An 18,391-nucleotide genomic window follows, 5' to 3' on the forward strand; every position below is an offset into this window, starting at 1 on the left:
CTGTATGGATCTCTGATTTCAGCTCTTAGTTGCCTGCGCTGACTTGGCGCGGCCGTATGGATGAGCGAACTCCTAAATCCAAAACTTAATCGCGCGCCATTAAGTTGTTGCATAGGAATATGGGGTGAATCCGGAGAAACGAATCTCCCTCGAGGCCCTTATGCTTTCCGTCGTTGGCTGCCTTGCCGATACCCACGATCTCCGTCTCGTTATTCTTGCAGCTGCTATCTGCGCGCTCTCCGCGCTGACGACTGTCTGCCTCGTTAGCCATGCGCGCAAGGGCGATGACTGGGTGCAGGCCGGCTGGCTCGCTGTCGCGGCCGCCGCTGGAGGATCTGGGATCTGGGCAACTCATTTCATCGCCATGCTCGCCTTCGCTCCCGGTGTCCCAGGCGGCTACGATATCGCGCTGACTGCCCTCTCCCTCATCATCGCCATCGCCCTGGTCGGGAGCGGTCTTTCCGTCTCAGTCATGCGCAAGAGTACCCCTGCGGCCTGGGGAGGTGGCGCGGTGCTCGGTCTCGGAATCGCGGCGATGCATTACACTGGCATGGCCGCCTATGATGTCGCCGGTCACAAGGAGTGGAATGCGCTCATCGTAGCGATTTCGCTCATGCTCGGCGCAGTCCTCGGCGGTGCGGCCCTCGCCATGCTTCTTGGCGACCGAGGCTTTCGGCATCAGCTGCCCAGCGCCTTCCTACTCTTGCTGGCGATCTGCGGCCACCATTTCACCGCGATGGGGGCGGTGAGCGTCACGCCAGACCCCACCATCGTGGTCTCCGAAGCCGCGATCCCAACAAGCTGGCTTGCAGTGGCCGTCGCGTTGGCGAGCTTCGCCATACTTTTACTAGCTGGTGCCGCCATGGCCCTCGATGTCCGCGACCGTAGACATGCTAAGCTGGAGGGGGAGCGCCTGCGCAGCCTCGCCAACGCTGCTGTCGAGGGCCTCGTGGTCTGCACTGGCGATACCATCGTCAGTGCCAATCAGAGCTTCGGTCGCCTCGTCGGCATGTCTCAGGGAGCACTCTCGGGTGCTTCTCTTTCGGCCTTTCTGCCGGCGGAAGCGGCTCGGCTGGCGCTGGCCAGCCAACCCGAGCGACCCGTCGAAGCCGAACTGCGTCAAGCTGACGGTGGTATGGTGCCGGTCGAGATCATCATGCAGTCCGTCGAACACGCTGGTCGGCCGCACTTTGCCGTTGCAGTGCGCGATTTACGAGGCCGCCGCCAAGCCGAGCGCCAAATCCAATTTCTAGCCCATCACGATTCGCTCACGGGCCTCGCCAACCGCGCGAGCTTCGGGAAGCGGCTGGAACAGGAGATGCGCGCGGCGGACACAGGCAGCCGAAAACTCGCGGTGCTCTGCCTCGACCTCGACCGCTTCAAGGAGGTCAACGACCTGTTCGGCCACGCCGCCGGCGATGCGATGCTGCAGAGCGTAGCGCGGGTCGTCACGGACGAGCTTATCGATAATCAGATGATGGCTCGGCTCGGGGGCGACGAGTTCGCCGTACTGATGCCCTGTGACGGCCCCTCCGACGCGGGTCGGCTAGCCGAGAAGATCCTGGGAACACTGCGTTTAGGTAAGGCAGCCGGTAACAGCCCGCAGATCGCGACCAGCATCGGCATCGCGCTTTACCCGGACGATGCCGACGAGCGTACCGTGCTGCTGAACTACGCTGACACAGCACTCTACCGCGCTAAGTCGGAGGGACGCGGCACCTACCGCTTCTTCGAGGCCAAGATGGGCGCGGATGTACGGGAGCGCCGGCTACTGGAGCACGACCTTCGTCATGCCGTAGCCCGTGGCGAGATGTATTTGGTCTACCAACCGCAAACCGAGGTCGGCAGCGGTGATGTCACTGGCTTTGAAGCGCTGCTGCGGTGGAAGCACCCGGAGCGGGGCTTCGTCTCGCCTGCGGTGTTCATTCCGATAGCCGAGGAAAGCGACATCATCCTACAGATCGGTGAATGGGTGTTGCGCGAGGCCTGCCGCGAGGCCGCGACGTGGCCGAACCCACTGTCGGTGGCGGTCAACGTCTCGGCGGTTCAGATCCACAGCCCGCATTTCGTCGGGCTCGTGCACGAGATCTTGCTCGAGACTGGTTTGACGCCCAGCCGGCTTGAGGCCGAGGTGACGGAGACCGCGCTCATCCGTGACCCGGCCCAGACACTCTTAACGCTGCGGCAATTAAAGGCACTCGGTCTGCGGATCGCGATGGACGACTTCGGCACGGGCTACTCGTCGCTGTCGAATCTTCGCTCGTTTCCCTTCGACAAGATCAAGATCGACGCCTCCTTCGTGAAAGCAGTCGATAGCAATGCGCAAACGGCGGCCATTGTACGCTCAGTGCTCGGTCTTGGTCGCGGGCTTGGGCTGCCGGTCCTGGCCGAGGGCGTTGAGACGGAAGCCGAACTTGATTTCCTCGCTACTGAGAATTGCTTTGCTGCCCAAGGCTACCTTATGGGCCGACCCTCACCAATCGGGCAGTTTTCACGATTCACCCATTCGGGGGCACCCGCCATCGAAGAATTGCGAATGCGTGCCTGAAGACGCGGTGCGAAGGCTGAGCAACCCGATGATCGCAGGTTTTGAGGCAACCTGTTCCTCGGCAAGCCAACTCTATAGGTACCACCCCGACGCTGTCTCTGACAAAGGCGGCGCGCATTAGAAGTCCTTTTTCATGGTTCGGCTGTCGGGGTAGAGATCGCCGTATCGCTCACGCAACCAGCCCGTGGCTGTCGCACAAAAACGGCGCCCCTGTTCCGTGTAGGTTCGCTCCTTGACGTTACCCCGACCGGTGTAGACCAACTCAGCGATGTCGTCGTTCGCTGCCGCCTCCTCGCGATTGGCAGTCTCCCAGCGTTCGTTGGTAGCGAGGCTGGGCTCCTTCTGTAGTAGCGCTGCCTCGATGCCCTTCACCTGCGCTTTCGCCTCCTCCATCTGCTGAGGCGTGAGATAAACGAGGGCGAAGCCGGTGCGACTATCGAAGCACTGCCGCGCGGCGAGGTAGTTGCGGTAGGCGTCGAGCAACATCGTCGTGGGCTTGGCGGCTTCTGCGAGCGCCTCCTCGATGGCGCGTTGCTGCTCGGCTTGGTTCTCCCGCATGCGGCGCACGACATCGGCCCCGCTCGATTCGGCCGGTGAGATTTGCTGCGCCGATGTGATGTTGATTGAGGCAGCCAGCGCGACGGCGGATATGAGCGCGGTGTAGGCACGACGGTACGGCATTCGGTTTCCTTCTGATCTCACGGGGGAATAGGTCTGACCAACTCGCCGACCCTGAGCGGGCTACAGTCCGCGAAGAACCGCGCTTTTCAGGGCGCGGTGTTCGCCTTCGTCGATGTGGCCAGCGGTGCGGAGCTCGGCGAGGCGCTCGAGCTCCCGCACTGCATCGGCCGGCGAAAGGGCGGGCCGCGCGTGTCCGCCACCATCCCCGTAAGGGGCCGCCACGAGGGCGACCCGCCGGGTGTCATTGACGAACAGATTCAGCCCCGACTCGCCGCCCTGCGAAGCGCCGGTCTGATCAGGCCGATGCACCGCGTGTAGCGCCCAGACCAACGCCACGACCCACCCGACGAGCGTTCCGCCGAACAGGCCGTTGACCGCGAGGATGACCCAGCGGTTGGGATGGCGCCGATGGAAGGCGATGATTGACGGCAGGCCATAGATCGCGATGCAAACTGTGAGGGCGATGACGATCCAGGCGGTGTCGTCGTTCACGCGCCGCGCGCCTGCGACAGGGCCTGCGCCTTCATCACTTCGAACTCGGCCTCCGACAGGCTCCCGCCGGCGCGAAGCTTCGCCAGCCGTTCGATCTCGGCGATGACGTCACGTTGCGGCTGCCCAATGGGGTGAGCCGGCACAGGGCCTGCGGGGGCAGCGCCAATTGAAGCCGGCACGGCACCGGCTGCCGGGGGCGACCCAAACCGGTTCGGCCCCGGCGTCCCGGCAAAGCAGGCGAAGACCAGCGCGACGGGGCTGAGCAACAACCACCAACCCGAATGGTCGGTGTCGTGCATGCGGCGAACGCCAGCGGCGATCTGCGGTATCAAGTGGCCGAGGTGTACCAGGCCGATGAACAGACCGCCATCCTTGTTGCCTGTGCCCAACGCAGCGTCAACGACGAGGGCGATCATGGCAATGCCGATGTACACAAGGATAAAACGCCAATAATCGCCCCGGGAGGTTCTTCCCCTAAAGCTGGCATAGTTGCGCATTGCGCGGAGATATGAATCAAGCATAAATTGGCCTTCAACAGGGGCGAGTTGGGTGGCGCGAGTCAGAAGTCGCGCTTTGGAACGGCTGCGGCTGGCGACAGCATTCGAAGGTGATCGCGGAGGGCTGTAAAAAACCCGTCGCAGTAATTTTTCCCGTATTGATTGAACTCTCGACCCTCTACCGCTGCAACACCGAATGCACGGTGATATGCAACAACGCGTTCCATTTCGTTGACGGGGGTTGGGTACTCATAGGCATTTGCAGCCGCCCAAACTTGATCCTTATTGATGCTTGGATCCTGTTTGATGATTTCGCCTTCAATTATTTTGATGGCTTTCTTTGCAAAATCAAATTCGCTATCTTGAACATAACGGATGGCATAGCCTTGCCGGCTCAAATAGCACTTGCTTACGCCAATATAATTCCCATACGCGATGAGCAGCATGCCTTTTGGTTTACCCTCCTCTTCTTCCAGCTCATTGCGCGCTAAAATAGTCTTTTCGAGCTTGTCGAGGGCGGCGTCCACTCTTGGGAGACATCGCTTTAATTCGCTACGCTCCATCTGACCCAGATCGCTTCCTAAATCGACAATTTGCTTGCTGTATCCTCCCCATGTTTTGATTTCGTTGGAGAGCGCATTTTTGACGTTCTGAAACACCTCAGTTGCCTTTTGATTCCGCCCCTCGAGTTGCCCATTTTCTAATCGCGCCGTTACTCGACTTAAGGCGTTTTTTATCGTCGGTTCAGCCAACCAACTGTTGCAATCTGAAAGCACATAATTCGTTTTATTTGATTGAGCCAACGCGCTCGTAGACATCATGACTGTTAGAATTAGTACGCTGGCAGCTGCTATCGATTGTTGCATGGCGAACCTCTTCGGCATTGGCGGTTGTGATATAATAGGGGACTGTCAGTCCGTCGATTGTCAAGCCGCTTGTAGGGCTTTGTCGCGCGTTCATGGATGCGCGCGCGATCATCGGCTGGAACCTACGGCAGTTTCGGGTGGCTAAAGGCCTGTCCCAGGAACGATTGGCTTTGGCGGCCGGTATTGATCGGTCTTATGTCGGCCGGGTTGAACGCGGCTCGGAGAATGTGACCATCTCGACGCTCGAAGCCCTCGCGATGGTGCTAGACGTACCAGTGGCCGTGTTACTCACCGAACCCGTCGAAGGGGCGACTGCGCCTTCGCCTCTCCGTTCTGGCCGCCATCCAAAAAGTTCGCCCGACTAGCTAGTTCGAGGAACTTCCCGTCGGCGCGTTCACCGTCAGTACTCGTCTGCAAGCATGACCGTGAGTACCCTGGCCGTTATCGAAGGGTCGGCTGCATCGGGCGAGTGACCCAGCATGGCGAGGTCGTAGGTGTCGATCTTCCAGTAGCACCGGTGACCGCCGACCTCGACAACGCCGAAGTCGTGTTCGTCATAGGGGGCGTTGCCGGGCTCGAACCCCGTGAACCGCCGCACGGCCAGCAGCACGGCGATGCGGTCGGCGTCCCGCATGTTGACGACGCCCGGTGTCTCCAGCACTGCGCCGCCCCTGAAGGTACGGCGAAACGCATCGTTGAGGTTGCGAATGGCAGCGGTGGCATGGGCCGCCGCTGATTCACTCGGCAGTCCACTGGGTTCAGCGACGGGGGACATCATGGTCATGCCGGTGACCCTACGCCTCAGGGCCAAGCGGGCTGAGCAGCGCGAGCGCGTCGCGATGCCGAACGAAGTGAGCTTCCTCGGGCCAATCGCGCCACCGCAGCTCGAAGAGGCTGTCGGCCTTGGTGTAGACGACTATCGATTCGAACCAACCCTCCTGAGGCCCGGTTGAAGCCAGTACCAAGCTGCCGACCTTGACCGTATCCCAACCGGCAGGCCGCGCAGGATCACTCGCAGGCGTAGGGGCATCGCTTGAGGGCGGCGAGCTCGCTATGACTTGTATCGGGCTCGGTGGCGCCTCGCCGGGGCCTGCTAGGGCCAACAGGCGCTCGTACAGCGCCTTCTTGACGAACGGCACGAACCCACGCCCGCTTTGAGCGAAGATCCGGCCTGCGGGCAGCTGAACGGCAACGGCACGATGCTCATCGGTTGTGATGTGCAGTACCCGTAAGCCCATCAGCCCGGCCGCCCGCTCGGCGAGTTCGACCTCGGCGTGGGTGAACGTCGAGGCGTGTGGCTTGCCGCCCTCATCGGTGCCGAACAATATGACGGCCGGCGTGACGGCAGGGTTGGCGGTAGCCGTTGCCCCGTCGTCGTTGGTTTCGGTGGCGGCTTCGCTTTTGGCAGTTGTTGGCGTGGTCATCACAGGGCTCCTGAAACGAAGAAGGCGGCCCGAAGGCCGCCTTGCTAAGTGATCGATGAAGAGGTGTTAATGCCGACGCCCACCGGCCATTTTTCCAATGTAGTAAGGCGCGGTGTTTGAGGCGTCGGCATTAGCATTTGATGCGTCGTAAAAACAGCGACTGTCGTCGGTTATATAGGAATAAATTCAGCATGTCAACTGCATGCTTAAAAGTGGCGTCTAAAGCCGCCAGCGATTGTGCTCAGACAGCGGACGCCCCATCTCATTGACGGCGGTGACCGACTTCGACGCGTCCCAGTGGTTGCAAATTAGCGCGGCCCCGTACCAATGGTCTGCAAAGGGTGGGGAGTGGTAGTTGGCTCTCCGTCCGAAAGCGGACTTTCTGTTGTGCGCTGAATCACGAACGTTCAGGCGGAACGTTCGACTTCCAGAATGCTGACGTTAAGATTGCGATTGTCGTCAATGGGAATGGGTCTTGAGTGTTTGGGCCAAATGAATCGATGCATCCTTATTTGAGCGCCAGATCAATGGCTTCTTCTACAAGACCCGGCGTTGCTTTGAACCATTCCGTCGCACTGAAGGTCCGCCCGTCCGGCCCGGTGACCCTCAGCGCGACATGGTAGGATCGAAGCGCGCGATGGATGCGCTGCTCGGCTTCTTTCGCCGAGTGGCCTTTCAACTCGTAGGTTTCTAGGATTTCCACCGGCGCGAAGAGGAACGTCGACTGCGTCTCGGCACGCGCGATGCGGTCTTCGACGGTGCCCGACGTCGTGCCAACCTTCAGCAGACCCCGCGCTTCTGGTTTATCGGAGCGAGATCGCAGCACGTAGACGAAGCCAGTTCGAGCGCCCTCGAACAAGGGACCCACGTCCATCGTCCCGATCCGGCGAGCATCCTTGTCCTCGTAAAGCCGCCGGACGAGCGACGACATCAAGAGGTTCGATTCCGTGCCGTTGTCGAAGATCACGCGCAAGCGCGCGTCCGGCTTGCCGTTGCGGCGATGCTCGTCACGAAGGTCCGCGATGTAGACGAGCTGCCCTTTCAGAACGAAGAATTCGCCCAGTTCGACGCGCTCCTGCCGGAATGCCTGGGGCTTGCGCGCTCCTTCCTCGACCGCTTTGCGTATCCGCTCCATCAGCGGCTCAAAACGCTCGAAATCAGCACAGGCGCGACGGTCGGCAACGAAATCGGGACGTGCCATCGGCTTCAGTTCTTCGCGCACTTCGAAGATGCCGAGCCCGTCCGAGAGCAAAGGATCGTCGAGCGGGTCCGCAAGGCTGCCTTTTTCGAACACGAGGCTGTGTCTGTCGTAGGATACGAGACCCTCGAGATCCGCTTTCGATGCTCGCAATCCGGAAAGTTCATTCGCCAGCATGCGTTCGCGAACGCCCCTTCCCGGTTCGGAGATCGGTTCCGTTCCGTTCTCCTCGACGAAAATGTTGATGCGCTCGATCACCTCGACCGCGCGGTCGAGCAAGGGCGTCCGTGCCGCTTTCGGCTTCTCGTCCGGCGTCAGGAGAAGATCGTCGTTGAAGTAGTCGATCGCTTCAGGCATCGACCTGTCCCTCGTCGGCGCCCGCCATGGCAGTGCGTTTCTCTCGCGAGAGCTTGCGCAGGAATGCCAATGCCTCTGCCAAACGCACCTCCCGGCCATTCGGAGAGTTCAGATTTGGCTCGCGGCTTTCGCGCTCGATGAATTCCTTGATGCGCAGATAGAGCTTTTCGGCCTCTTCCTGCGTCATGCTGACCTTTAAAGCGCGAACCTCGCCATGAAGGCGGGCGAGCAACTCCTCTGAAAGCTCCTTGGACAACAGCTCGTAGGCGTCGTCGAAATCGCGGCGGCCGCCGAGGAGATCGACCTGCAGCTCCTGCACGTTGATGAACCGCCTCGCCTGCTGCACGAAGCGATCGCCGGCGTTCGGACCGGTTGCCGTGCGTTCGCCGCCGCCCTCTTCCGGCCCCGAGAACAAAGACTGCTCCTCTTCGGACATGCTGGGCGTCTGGATGATGCTCGGGTCTTTGGCGACCTCGCGGCCCAGCCCGGCACGCACGCCGAACAGGCCGACGGCGTCCCGAACCTGCTCTCCAGAGAAGCCAGGGTAACGCCGCTTGATGACGTCCGTGACGACGAGATCGTACATCACATCCGTATGGTGATCATCGGGATTGATCATCACCGTCAGCGTACGCGGGTCGTTCTGAACATCGGCGAACAGGTCGTTGAAGTCGGTCTCGATCGCCTCGACGGCCTTCTCGTCGATTTCTGGCATGCCGACGATCTCGATCTCGCCGGCGTTGGTCACGGGTTCCGATTTAGACTTTTCGCCTTGCGAGCCGTCGAACCCGTCCGCGCCCTTGTGGGTGCGGAACTTGAACACGGGCGCCATCACCTGCTCCATCAGGAGCGACACCGAAATTGCCTTGAGCATATCGTTGACGGCGCGGCTCACCGCTTCGTCCTTGGCGAAGGGTGCGGAGACGAGATTGGTGAACTGCGCTTCCGTCTTGCCCGGCGCGTCGCGCGTCGCTCTCCCGATGATCTGCACGACTTCGGTGAGCGAGCCTCGGTAGCCGACTGTGAGAACGTGCTCGCACCAGATCCAGTCGAAGCCTTCCTTGGCCATGCCGAGCGCAATGATGATGTCGACGCCGTCGCGGTCCTTCACCGTGCGCAAGGAGGCCAGCACCTTCTCGCGATCGGCGCTGTCGTCCACGAGGTTGGCGATCCTGAGCGTTCGATCACCTACCATGAGATGAACGAAACCGGTCACGCGGTCGACGCTCGTCTTGGGGTTCTTGCCCAGGCGGTCGCCGATCGCGTCCACGATCGCGTCCACCGCGAACATCTTGTTCACCCCACTGCCCTCGGCCGAGCCAACATGGGGAATGTGCACGATGGTCTTCAGGTTTGGATCGAGAGCGTCGCCGATCGCGTCGAGATACCGGCCCTGGTAGAAGCGGAAGTTAATACGCAGCGTCTTGAGATACTCGTAGCCGTTGAGCTGCTCGTAATAGGTGTAGATCACCTTCTCGAAGCGAGCCTCGTCCTGCGGGTGCAGCACCGCCGTGCCGTCGCCGCGAAAGTAGGAGCCGGTCATGGCGAGGATATGCGCCGCGTCGTGCCCTGTTTCCCCCGCACGGTCGATCAGCCCGCGCAGGAGATTGCCTAGGCGGCTGTTCTCGTCCGAAGACGCGTGATGCAACTCGTCCACGCAGACGAGCGCGCGATCGAACAGGGCCACGTCGTTCGTCTTGGCATATGCGGCCCGCAAGGTGGAGTGGGTGCACAGTGCCGTCCGGCCACCGCCCCCACCCCGGAGGAACGCGATGAGTTCGTCCGCCTTACCGCCCGTTTCCGAGCCGACGGTGCAAAGATCGAGATCGAGCAGCCAGTCCGAGTGGAAGCCGCCCGCCGCAAGGCCCGAGGCCCGGAACGAGGCGCCAATGGAGCGCTCGGGCACCGCGATCACCACGCGGTCGACGGCACCGGCGCGCAGCTTTTCCAGTCCGATGAACATGGCCGCACGCGACTTGCCCGAGGCGGGTGGCGACTTCACCAAGAGATGCTGCGCGTCCCGCTTGTCCCAAACACGGGCCTGCATGGCGCGCATTCCGAGACTGTCGGTCGCCTTGGACGCGCCCGTTCCGTCGTAGTTGAGGGTGATGGAGCCGAGCCCGTTCTCGCCCGCCTTGCTCATGCGTTCGCCCTTTTCCTAGCCGTGCCGGTTTCCTGTTCTCCGGTAGCCATCCGCTCGTAGAGTTGCAGCATATGTTCGATCCGATCGGCATCCGAGCGATAGCGGCGCGAACCGAAGATCGTCTCCATTGTCGCGTCCAGCTCTTCATGGGCAAGGCGAAGGGCGCGCGGCATGGTGACGGGGACGTAGAGTTCGCCGAGGGACTGGCCGAACCCCGCTTCCTTCCGCGCCAGATCGATCGCCCACCAGTGCTCTTCCAGATCGGCCTTGCGGCGGTCCGAGAGCGAAGGCAGCGGGAATGTGTTCCAGACGAGCGTGTTCACGTATGATGGATCTTCTTTCAGTCGCCCACCAACTGCTTCCAGCCAGAGCCGGTGTAGACGCGAAGACAAAACGGCAGCCTGCCAGATAGCACCATCGAAAATTCCAAATAGTCGATCTTGGGTAATCGCATCAGCGCCCATCACATCCACCGGAAGCCAGATGCGGTTGAGCGACGAAACTCGTGGCACCATGATCGTGTGCGATGTCGCGGCGCCGGGCCGTTGCAGAAAGCGATGGGGTCGATCCGCGAACGCCTTCGAAATGTCCGATGCCTTCTCTTCTGAGCGGTCCCGCGTGACGGCCTCGAAGCGTCGTGCGATTTCGGGGATGCTTCTCGCTGCCTCGACCTTGTCATCATCCACCCAAAGGCAATATCGCTCGATCCCCTTCATCAACTCCTGAGAGCCGTAGAGCCGCCTTATGAAGCGGGCGGCATCCGGACTTGCATTAAGCAGCATGTCCCGCTCGCTGCGATCGAGGATCAGATTGCCGCCGTCGGTGGGTTGGTTACCGCGTGTCATAGGTTCGAGGTCCGGTGCGAGCGGCTTGCTCGTTTTGGCGACGATGACCGTGGTGCCAGGTGCAAGGTAGGGGCCGATCACCTCCACGTCGCGCACGGTGTCGCCGTCGAACAGGCGCTTGGGCGGCAGCACCGTTGATCGGCTCGCGCTGCCGAGCGACATAAGGTCGTCGATCAGGTCATGACGTCGATCGGGCGCGATCTCCGTCTTCTCGGATTTTGGGCCCATGCCGACGATCACGCAGGTCACGCCCGCATTGTGGACGGCAAGGTTCGACCACTTGAACGAACGGTGAGCGAAGCGGATTTCAAGGCTTTCCATGAGGTGCGGCCAAAGCTCCGGCACCTGAACGCCCTGTACGATGGAGTTGGTCGCCACGAAGGCGAAGGGCGCATCCGTCGCCAGCGCGTAGTCCCGCGCCTTGGCGAACCAGAGAGTCACGTAGTCGAGATTGCCCCAGTTCTTGACACGCCCCTTGAACACGCGGGCCATGTCGGCTTTCTGATCGGGCGACCAGTAGGATGAACCCCGGAACTGCGGGTTCCCAACGACGACCGTCTCCCCCCCCTTTTCGGCGGGGCAGATGTCCAGCCAATTCCGCTCCGCCGCGTTGCCTCGCTCGATCACGCCAGCCTTCTGGAGCGGCAGGAAGTCCGTCCGCTGGCCGAGGTCCAGTTCCAGCTGCTGGTCGCACTGGTATTTGGCGATCCACAGGCCCAGCCGCGCCGCCTGGCAGGCGAAGTCGTCGATCTCGATCCCGAAGAACTGCTCAAGCGCGATGCCAGACAAGCGCGGCGCGGCCAGGCGGCGCATGGCCTCCATCTCCAGCGCCCGCATCTCCTTGTAGGCGAGGATCAGAAAATTGCCTGAGCCGCAGGCGGGATCGAACACGCGGATGCGACCAAGACGCTGAAGGAAAGCGTACAGCCGCCCCTTGTTCGCCCCCGCCCGCTCCAACTCCGCATGGAGCGGGTCGAGAAGAATCGGCTCCAGCACCTTCATGATGTTGGAGGGGGAGGTGTAGTGCATCCCCAGTTCGCCGCGCTTCTCCACGTCGACGACGGCCTGAAGCATGGAGCCAAAAATGTCGGGATTGATGAGCTTCCAGTTCAACCCGGCGCAGTCGAGGAGCAATTTGCGGCAGCGCCCGTCGAGCGCCGGCATGGCCACGTCTTCCTCGAACAGGGAGCCGTTGACATATTTCAGCCTGGACCAGGGGCGGGTCTCGGACGATCGCCTCTCCGGCGGCGTGTTCATATAATCGAAGGCGCTCTGGAGAAACGCGGACAGGTCGCTGCCGTCCACGTTGGACAGGCGAACAGCGGTCTCGAACACGTCCTTTTCGAAAATGCCGACATCGTCCGAGAACAGGCAGAACAAGACGCGCGCCATGAAGATGTTGAGCGCATGCCGGTCGGCTTCTCTCGTCCAGGCCTGGTTCGCGTCACGCACCGCGTCGTGGAAGCGCGAGATGAAGCGCGTAGCTCGCACGTCGGCCAGGCGCTCCTTCTTCGGAACGTAGCGTTCGTGCCCGCCGAGCGGAAAGAACACGTCGCCCTCCAGCGAGAGCATGTCGAGGCCGACGCGCAGCGGCTCCTCGTCGAACCGCGGGCTCGTGTCGTAGGCGGCGATCCGTTCGCCGTCATAGGCGAGCAGTATGCGGGGACGGCGCCCCTTCGGCGAAGCCTCGACTTCGGCTCGCATTCGATCCAACGCTGCGTCGGCCGTTCCCGGCTCGCTCGCCTCGAAGCGCAGCATCCTCGTCCAAGTGAAAGCACCGCCCTTCGCAGCGTCGCGCAGTTTCGTGATCGTGGCGCGGGGGGCTCCCACCGCTTCCATCAACGCCAAGCCGAACGCGCCCCCTGCCGGGGGCTCCGCGGCAAGGTCGTCCAGATTGGAGTAGATCTCTCCTGGGGTCAGCATGGCGCTCGATCGAGCTTTAGAAAACGACAAACCATAGACTTACCAGATCCACCTGCGACGACCGCCCATGGTGTTGTCGACCAGCATTCCCCGGGCTGTGACGGGAACGCAAACGCAGAAAACGGCCAAATCAAACGGATGAGAGGAAATGACTGTCCACGCTCACCTCCTCGGTGCGAACCTCCCGGACGATGACACCAAGGCCCCGTTCCTTCAGCAGCTGACATAGGAGTTCGCCGTCCACGAGATCGATGGCGGGCGCGCCATCACGCGTCGCCTCACGCCGTGCGTCTGCCGTGAAGCTGCCCGTCGTGATGATCAAGCCCTTGTCGGCTCGCCCCTGCATGGCGCCCCGGAAATCGCGCACCACAGGAGACGAGACCGCGTCCGCGTAACGTTTGCACTGGAACAGGACCTGGAACGAGATCAGGTTCATGCGAAGAACACCGACCCCGTCGATCCCGCCATCGCCCGATTTCCCCGTGACCTCGACCTTCACGAAGCCGCTCTCGCGCAGAAGCCGCTGGCAGAGCCGTTCGAAGGCGGAAGGGTCCATAGCCTTTAACGCAGCCAACAGCTGGTCCCGCCAGTCTGTCACTTCTTCCGTCGTGGTGCCGTCTTCGGACAACGCCTCTACAGGTGGCACCTCTTCCGCAGCACTCACCTCGGCCGTTGCCTTACGCCTTGCCTGGTACTCGCGCATGGCGTTCGCAACTCCCTCGCGAATGGCTTCCTCGCCGCCAGCAAGAGCGTTGCGCCCATCTTCCGTCAGGACCCAGACGCCACGGCGCTCGTTGGCGAGCAGTCCGGCCTCTTTTAGATAGCTCCTCGACCAGGCGATTTTGTTGGGAATGATCGGCGTGCCGCTCTTCTCGTGGGCGGCGGCCAGATCCTCGTCCGTGAATGCGAATTCCTCGATCAGCTTCTGCTCGATTTCCTCAATCGAAGCCGACCCCCCGAGCACGTCGAGGAGCCGGATGATCGGAAGGTAGAAATCGTCCTTCTTGAGCTGGTTGGCTATCATGCCCCGGTTCCGCCGGCCCGGACGTTCTCCCGCTTCCTTCCGGACGCTGCACGCGGCACCATGGTATAGGGCCGGATCAGGATCGAAACAGGGATCTGATGTTCGTCATGAAGCCGGTTCGCGACGGCCATGGTCGATCCCCGTTTGCGGTTCAGGAACTCCGACAAGCGTGATTTCGAGCCGAACACTGGTGCGAGCTTTTCGCGCGAGATGTTGCGATCGGCCATGACCGTCATCACAGCGTCCCCGGCATCCGGCGCCTCGATTGGCCAAGCCTTGGCTACATAGGCCTCGATCAGCGAGGAAAAGACGTCGAAGCGATCGGCTTCCCGCATGGACGAAATAGCGCTCCACCTCAGCCAAGGCCCATTTGTAATCGGCTTAAGTGCGGATCGGGCGGATGTCCATCAGACGGTCTCCGGATTGATGCGGTCGCAATCGGCATGCGTCCCCACGACCTTTACCAAGGCGTGCGATTTGCTGCCATTCGGTCTGCGCATTTGAAGGGAGCTTACAGCCTTGCCGTACCGAAAGCGGTCCTTCTGCTTTCGGCTAGGATCGGTCGTTTAAAGCCAATCAGATTGCCTGTAAGCAGACCTTCCGAACGCCCGAGAAGGGTCGGAAGCGGCCCCACGGCCGGAATTCCAACTCATAGGCTACACTCTCTTGAGGCTGCCCGTTCGCTCGCGGCCTATCAAAGTCAAGCTCACGCGTCGGCGGTGAGCTTGGCGTTATCTCAACTTGTTATCCTTGCCTGCGAGCAAATGCGTCGGCAATAACGGGATGTGCACGTAGCTCGCTTACGCGTCTTACGATGCGGCACGAAGGCTGACTCGGTCACAAGCCAAGTGTGCTGGGCAATAGATCTGTTGGCAACGGCCGGTGTCGTCGATCTTTCGACCGTTGCATAGGTTCAGGCCCCACTCGGCACACCAAAGCCAGATGGCATGCTGAACGAACCGTGGGAAGATCGCCGGGAAGGCAGGGTTGAACTCGCGCGCATCGATACGCTGAGCAAAACCTTCAATGATATCGGCACACCCACCAGCGGCGTAGCAGTTGGGGCCGTAGGGGTGCTCAGCGTTGAATCGCTGAAGGGTGCCGGTGCGATGCAGGAAGTTGTGCACGAGGCTGTCGATGGCGATCATGCTGGCGCCCGTAATGACCCAGCGCTCACGGTTCGGGTCGGCGACAAGCAGCAGCTCCGCGAGCATCATGGACCACAGCTTGTCCGACACGCCTACAATCGATGTGAGCGGGCCTAGAACGGCCGCCCGCATCATTTGGCTTCGGTTGCGCATGCCAATGCCGGGATCGGCCTCAGCGAGCCGCATGTCGAGCCAGCCGATCAAGTCACCGCCACACACATCCCGAATGAACAAGGCGAGGCTGTAAGCGGCTTGGTTCAGCGCCCCCTTCCGCAGCGGTAGGGTCGGCAGCGGGCAAGCTGGGCGACGGCGAGCTTCAGCGCATGTGCCCGCAGTTTTGCGATAGCCGCAGTCCGCAAAAGACCAGTAGCTGGCAAGCCGGGGGCACGAAGGCGAGGCGCTCAACGCGGCCGTCACAGTGGCCCACGTCGCCCTCCCATGCCTCTCTGCATAGCCGAACGCGATTGCATCGGAGATGCCCTGCAGCGGCACCAGGGTCATAAGCCAATCGTACACCGGCCCGGTATCACCACGAGCGACGGCATCGATCACACCGGCCTCGGCAAGGCGGCCGGCGATGTCCTCGAGCAGTGTGGAAGGCGCGAGAACCAGCGCGGGCCGAGTCACCTTCAGTAGGTGGGCGGAGGGATCACCACGCCCGAAGTTTGCAGCTGGCGAGTTTTGTGACGATGGCATGCCTACCTCAGTAGCAGGCCACTAATAAGCACGGTCAATCGCCGCCGCATGTTGCTTACTAGAAATGTAGACAGCATTCATTATTCACATTGGCGTCAACAACCAATCGAGATCAGCCTTCTCCTGACGACGATAGGATTAAAAGCGTTGCGTAAATAATAGGTGCGCCTCGCACTGGTAAAAATGTTCATACCGGCGCGATGCCAATTGAAAACGTAGCTCAGGCGAAATGCTGGATGTGCCAGCACAAGCGGTTCTACCAAAGCTCGAACCAATGCAGCTGCCCAAAAGGGCGACTGTATATGTACACCTATGCGTAATTAACAACTCATACGACAAACAACTACACATTCAACAATGGTAAAATAACCCCATGGCTACCAACAAACACCAATGGCAAACCCCAAGAACTGCCCATGTTCAACGGATCATCGATGGGTACGCTCAGATCGCACAAAATCATGTATCCGAAGGATGGACCCCATACTTACTCACATTCATGTTCAACCACATGCCTGGTTCACCGGGAATGGTGGCCGAGTGGATGGAACGCGAAATTGAGCGCGTTTACGCGACGTTTGTAAGCCGCGTAGTGCGCAAGCCAGTCGCACCGACATCCATAGGCCGACTACCTGTATGGCTGTGCAGCCCCGACTACCCGATTAAAAAGCGGTCAAAGTCCAGTTTGCGGGATATTGTCGTCAATGATGGGCGGCATACTCACGCCATAGCGTTACACCCGCCATGGTCGCGATTTAAAGAACCACTGGGTATTCATTTTGAGCAGCATAAACAGCTTTACATTCGCAGTGGCTACCCATTGTTACGTATCGACGTCGCCCCGGTCATTCACCATTTGAGATCCGTAGTCGGATACGGACTGAAGTCGCTTTACCATGGGCGTGTGAATCATGACAGCACCCTCATTCTTCCGCGTAGTTACACTGAAATGAGCGATTAGGGAGGCAAACTTGCTTCAGCGTGGTTGAGCCCTAGGGTGATTCTGCATGGAATGATTTTTTTACGACGCCAAGTTCGGGGGTGACACGGGGCTTTTTGTGAGCAGCGACCACCATGGCATGCATAAAAATATCTGATAAGAGGTACTGACCAGTGATGAAGCGCTGGTCAGTATAGCGTTTAGAATTGCTGCTTAGTCTAAACTGTCGTAAGGCTGACCACTTTGAATTTAACCCATTTAAGGTCGGTTATATCGCGCTCAATCTCGACCAACAGCCTTGACCCGTAATTTGGGTTAAAAAACTCGTCCTTGAAGTCACCTGCATCCATGCTGATGTCCTTATCAGGATCGAACTTTCTCTCGCGCTTGGTGGGTATATTGGAACCGCCGCCGGGGTGGGCTGAACCGGCATCTGATGGGCCACGCGCCTTACGAGGCGCTTGTGATTGACTATCATCGTCACCTGAATGGTCGTCAAAAGCGACTGCGTCATCGTCGGAGGAAGCGGCTAAACCTTTGGCCTTGGCGGCTGGCGCAGCACCAGCCGGCGTTGGAGTTGATGTGTTGTCGGGGCTCGCTGACCTCCCCACAGCTAAGGCGTTAATGCCTTTGATACCCCCTTTCTCAAGCATAAAATCGACTACGTCACCGGCTTCCAGCTTCTCTTCGATAAGATAGTCTAAAGCCTTGGCCCACTGCCTAGCCTTTTCGTAAGCTGAGCCTTTATGTTTCTCCACCCCCTGTATGAACATACAAACACACAAGGTGAGTTTCTCCGCAGTGGGCCTCAGGCGGTGTTCAGCCCAGAAAGGGGCCTCTAGAAATTCATGGAGAGGGGTCTCGTTTTCCTCCATCAACAGCACAAACTCCATCAGGCGTCCGAGAAGTTGATACTTTGCCTCTTGGCTGGAGTCATATTGTGCTTTGCACTGGAAAAGCGCCTCGCTGGGATTTTCTTTGGCCAAGTCGAGGAATTCGTCAAGGTGCGTTGCAAACTTATCATACTTGCTCATTGTAATATCCTTTATCAGGGGGGGCTATTTCCAAGAAAGTTGAAAAATACCCGGGTTAAATGCTGATGTGTTGAGGGCAGCCGGCGGCAATGACTCGTCGAGAGTTGCTCGACGAAACGCGATAGTGCCGCCGGCAGTGGTGGTGCTTTAGTGATGCGTTGCTAAGGCTTATCGCCTAGCTTAATCGAGATTGGCGCATGCTGTTGATGCTTCGGCCGTTAGTACTTATGACACTGAGCGCCCAGGTTAAACAAACCGCGAAGATTGCAGCGCATTCAAGGAACCCTCGTGATGCATAGAGAGCCGCGCCTCAAATTCCCTGATGTCTTGGACACGGAAACGCACTGCACGAGGCCCGATGCGACAAGGCCGCGGAAGATAGTTTCGTGAGATCCAGGCGTACATGGTTGAGTTGCTGATAGAGTATCGCCGCTTGACCCAAAGCGGCGTGACGAAACCTGTTTGGGGGACATCAGGATGGTGACTCATCGGACCTCTCGGGGTGTTGCAAGAGGTTTCTATTAATCACCCACTTTACGACTAGGCGAGCAAATTTGGGGTGGAAAATTGGCAGT

Annotated in this window: 17 protein-coding genes; 3 read left to right on the forward strand and 14 right to left on the reverse strand. The window is 60.1% G+C overall.

Going from position 1 to position 18,391, the window contains the following annotated elements; all coding sequences use genetic code 11:
- The first annotated feature begins 160 nt into the window (after nucleotides 1–160).
- Nucleotides 161–2,548 (forward strand): EAL domain-containing protein, encoded by a 2,388-nt coding sequence (locus MKK51_RS20380; protein WP_243980333.1) that lies wholly within the window; start codon nucleotides 161–163, stop codon nucleotides 2,546–2,548.
- Nucleotides 2,549–2,665: 117 nt separating this feature from the next.
- On the opposite strand, the gene MKK51_RS20385 is transcribed toward MKK51_RS20380, so the two are convergent.
- The 4 genes from MKK51_RS20385 to MKK51_RS20400 form a co-directional block, all read right to left on the reverse strand.
- Nucleotides 2,666–3,229 carry a hypothetical protein gene (locus tag MKK51_RS20385; RefSeq protein WP_243980272.1) on the reverse strand — a complete coding sequence of 188 codons (564 nt, stop codon included), beginning with the start codon at nucleotides 3,227–3,229 and terminating at the stop codon, nucleotides 2,666–2,668.
- 60 nt (nucleotides 3,230–3,289) lie between these two features.
- A complete protein-coding gene (locus MKK51_RS20390; protein ID WP_243980274.1) occupies nucleotides 3,290–3,721 on the reverse strand; it encodes a superinfection immunity protein in 432 nt (143 codons plus the stop codon).
- Nucleotides 3,718–4,218, reverse strand: coding sequence for a DUF805 domain-containing protein (locus MKK51_RS20395; RefSeq protein ID WP_243980276.1), 501 nt, complete (start codon nucleotides 4,216–4,218; stop codon nucleotides 3,718–3,720). The genes MKK51_RS20390 and MKK51_RS20395 overlap by 4 nt, the downstream gene beginning before the upstream one ends.
- Nucleotides 4,219–4,280: 62 nt before the next feature.
- Nucleotides 4,281–5,084, reverse strand: coding sequence for a hypothetical protein (locus MKK51_RS20400; protein ID WP_243980294.1), 804 nt, complete (start codon nucleotides 5,082–5,084; stop codon nucleotides 4,281–4,283).
- A 92-nt stretch (nucleotides 5,085–5,176) separates the two neighbouring features.
- Between MKK51_RS20400 and MKK51_RS20405 the strand changes: the two genes are divergently transcribed.
- Complete coding sequence (locus MKK51_RS20405) at nucleotides 5,177–5,449, forward strand: helix-turn-helix domain-containing protein (protein ID WP_243980296.1); 273 nt, start codon at nucleotides 5,177–5,179, stop codon at nucleotides 5,447–5,449.
- A 35-nt stretch (nucleotides 5,450–5,484) separates the two neighbouring features.
- Here the strand turns inward: MKK51_RS20405 and MKK51_RS20410 are convergent, their stop codons facing one another.
- From MKK51_RS20410 to MKK51_RS20445, 8 genes are all read right to left on the reverse strand, one after another.
- A complete protein-coding gene (locus MKK51_RS20410; RefSeq protein ID WP_243980298.1) occupies nucleotides 5,485–5,868 on the reverse strand; it encodes a DUF3768 domain-containing protein in 384 nt (127 codons plus the stop codon).
- Between the two features lie 10 nt (nucleotides 5,869–5,878).
- Nucleotides 5,879–6,508 carry a hypothetical protein gene (locus MKK51_RS20415; protein WP_243980300.1) on the reverse strand — a complete coding sequence of 210 codons (630 nt, stop codon included), beginning with the start codon at nucleotides 6,506–6,508 and terminating at the stop codon, nucleotides 5,879–5,881.
- A 508-nt stretch (nucleotides 6,509–7,016) separates the two neighbouring features.
- A complete protein-coding gene (locus MKK51_RS20420; protein ID WP_243980301.1) occupies nucleotides 7,017–8,063 on the reverse strand; it encodes a GIY-YIG nuclease family protein in 1,047 nt (348 codons plus the stop codon).
- The gene (locus tag MKK51_RS20425) at nucleotides 8,056–10,206 is read right to left on the reverse strand and encodes a DEAD/DEAH box helicase (protein WP_243980303.1); all 2,151 of its coding nucleotides are present in this window, start codon (nucleotides 10,204–10,206) and stop codon (nucleotides 8,056–8,058) included. Before MKK51_RS20425 ends, MKK51_RS20420 begins: the two co-directional genes overlap by 8 nt.
- Nucleotides 10,203–12,974, reverse strand: a complete 2,772-nt coding sequence (locus MKK51_RS20430; protein ID WP_243980305.1) for a class I SAM-dependent DNA methyltransferase — start codon at nucleotides 12,972–12,974, stop codon at nucleotides 10,203–10,205. The genes MKK51_RS20425 and MKK51_RS20430 overlap by 4 nt, the downstream gene beginning before the upstream one ends.
- Nucleotides 12,975–13,104: 130 nt before the next feature.
- On the reverse strand, nucleotides 13,105–13,998 hold the full coding sequence (locus MKK51_RS20435) for a restriction endonuclease (protein ID WP_243980307.1): 894 nt from the start codon (nucleotides 13,996–13,998) through the stop codon (nucleotides 13,105–13,107).
- A complete protein-coding gene (locus MKK51_RS20440) occupies nucleotides 13,995–14,333 on the reverse strand; it encodes a type II toxin-antitoxin system HigA family antitoxin (protein WP_243980309.1) in 339 nt (112 codons plus the stop codon). Before MKK51_RS20440 ends, MKK51_RS20435 begins: the two co-directional genes overlap by 4 nt.
- A 474-nt stretch (nucleotides 14,334–14,807) precedes the next feature.
- A complete protein-coding gene (locus MKK51_RS20445) occupies nucleotides 14,808–15,842 on the reverse strand; it encodes a hypothetical protein (RefSeq protein ID WP_243980311.1) in 1,035 nt (344 codons plus the stop codon).
- Between the two features lie 373 nt (nucleotides 15,843–16,215).
- On the opposite strand from MKK51_RS20445, the gene MKK51_RS20450 reads away from it, so the two are divergent.
- A complete protein-coding gene (locus MKK51_RS20450) occupies nucleotides 16,216–16,803 on the forward strand; it encodes a hypothetical protein (protein ID WP_243980313.1) in 588 nt (195 codons plus the stop codon).
- A 197-nt stretch (nucleotides 16,804–17,000) separates the two neighbouring features.
- On the opposite strand, the gene MKK51_RS20455 is transcribed toward MKK51_RS20450, so the two are convergent.
- Nucleotides 17,001–17,816, reverse strand: a complete 816-nt coding sequence (locus tag MKK51_RS20455; RefSeq protein WP_243980315.1) for a hypothetical protein — start codon at nucleotides 17,814–17,816, stop codon at nucleotides 17,001–17,003.
- 246 nt (nucleotides 17,817–18,062) lie between these two features.
- A complete protein-coding gene (locus tag MKK51_RS27610; protein ID WP_409565735.1) occupies nucleotides 18,063–18,305 on the reverse strand; it encodes a helix-turn-helix transcriptional regulator in 243 nt (80 codons plus the stop codon).
- Between the last annotated feature and the right edge of the window lie 86 nt (nucleotides 18,306–18,391).

The organism is Methylobacterium sp. E-045 (genome assembly GCF_022829685.1).
Classification (GTDB): domain Bacteria; phylum Pseudomonadota; class Alphaproteobacteria; order Rhizobiales; family Beijerinckiaceae; genus Methylobacterium.

Coding starts and splice junctions, on each gene's coding strand:
- MKK51_RS20380 (WP_243980333.1), top strand. CDS start 161: ATGCTTTCCGTCGTTGGCTGCCTTGCCGATACCCACGATCTCCGTCTC.
- MKK51_RS20385 (WP_243980272.1), bottom strand. CDS start 3,229: ATGCCGTACCGTCGTGCCTACACCGCGCTCATATCCGCCGTCGCGCTG.
- MKK51_RS20395 (WP_243980276.1), bottom strand. CDS start 4,218: ATGCGCAACTATGCCAGCTTTAGGGGAAGAACCTCCCGGGGCGATTAT.
- MKK51_RS20400 (WP_243980294.1), bottom strand. CDS start 5,084: ATGCAACAATCGATAGCAGCTGCCAGCGTACTAATTCTAACAGTCATG.
- MKK51_RS20405 (WP_243980296.1), top strand. CDS start 5,177: ATGGATGCGCGCGCGATCATCGGCTGGAACCTACGGCAGTTTCGGGTG.
- MKK51_RS20410 (WP_243980298.1), bottom strand. CDS start 5,868: ATGACCATGATGTCCCCCGTCGCTGAACCCAGTGGACTGCCGAGTGAA.
- MKK51_RS20415 (WP_243980300.1), bottom strand. CDS start 6,508: ATGACCACGCCAACAACTGCCAAAAGCGAAGCCGCCACCGAAACCAAC.
- MKK51_RS20420 (WP_243980301.1), bottom strand. CDS start 8,063: ATGCCTGAAGCGATCGACTACTTCAACGACGATCTTCTCCTGACGCCG.
- MKK51_RS20425 (WP_243980303.1), bottom strand. CDS start 10,206: ATGAGCAAGGCGGGCGAGAACGGGCTCGGCTCCATCACCCTCAACTAC.
- MKK51_RS20430 (WP_243980305.1), bottom strand. CDS start 12,974: ATGCTGACCCCAGGAGAGATCTACTCCAATCTGGACGACCTTGCCGCG.
- MKK51_RS20435 (WP_243980307.1), bottom strand. CDS start 13,998: ATGATAGCCAACCAGCTCAAGAAGGACGATTTCTACCTTCCGATCATC.
- MKK51_RS20440 (WP_243980309.1), bottom strand. CDS start 14,333: ATGCGGGAAGCCGATCGCTTCGACGTCTTTTCCTCGCTGATCGAGGCC.
- MKK51_RS20445 (WP_243980311.1), bottom strand. CDS start 15,842: ATGCCATCGTCACAAAACTCGCCAGCTGCAAACTTCGGGCGTGGTGAT.
- MKK51_RS20450 (WP_243980313.1), top strand. CDS start 16,216: ATGGCTACCAACAAACACCAATGGCAAACCCCAAGAACTGCCCATGTT.
- MKK51_RS20455 (WP_243980315.1), bottom strand. CDS start 17,816: ATGAGCAAGTATGATAAGTTTGCAACGCACCTTGACGAATTCCTCGAC.
- MKK51_RS27610 (WP_409565735.1), bottom strand. CDS start 18,305: ATGAGTCACCATCCTGATGTCCCCCAAACAGGTTTCGTCACGCCGCTT.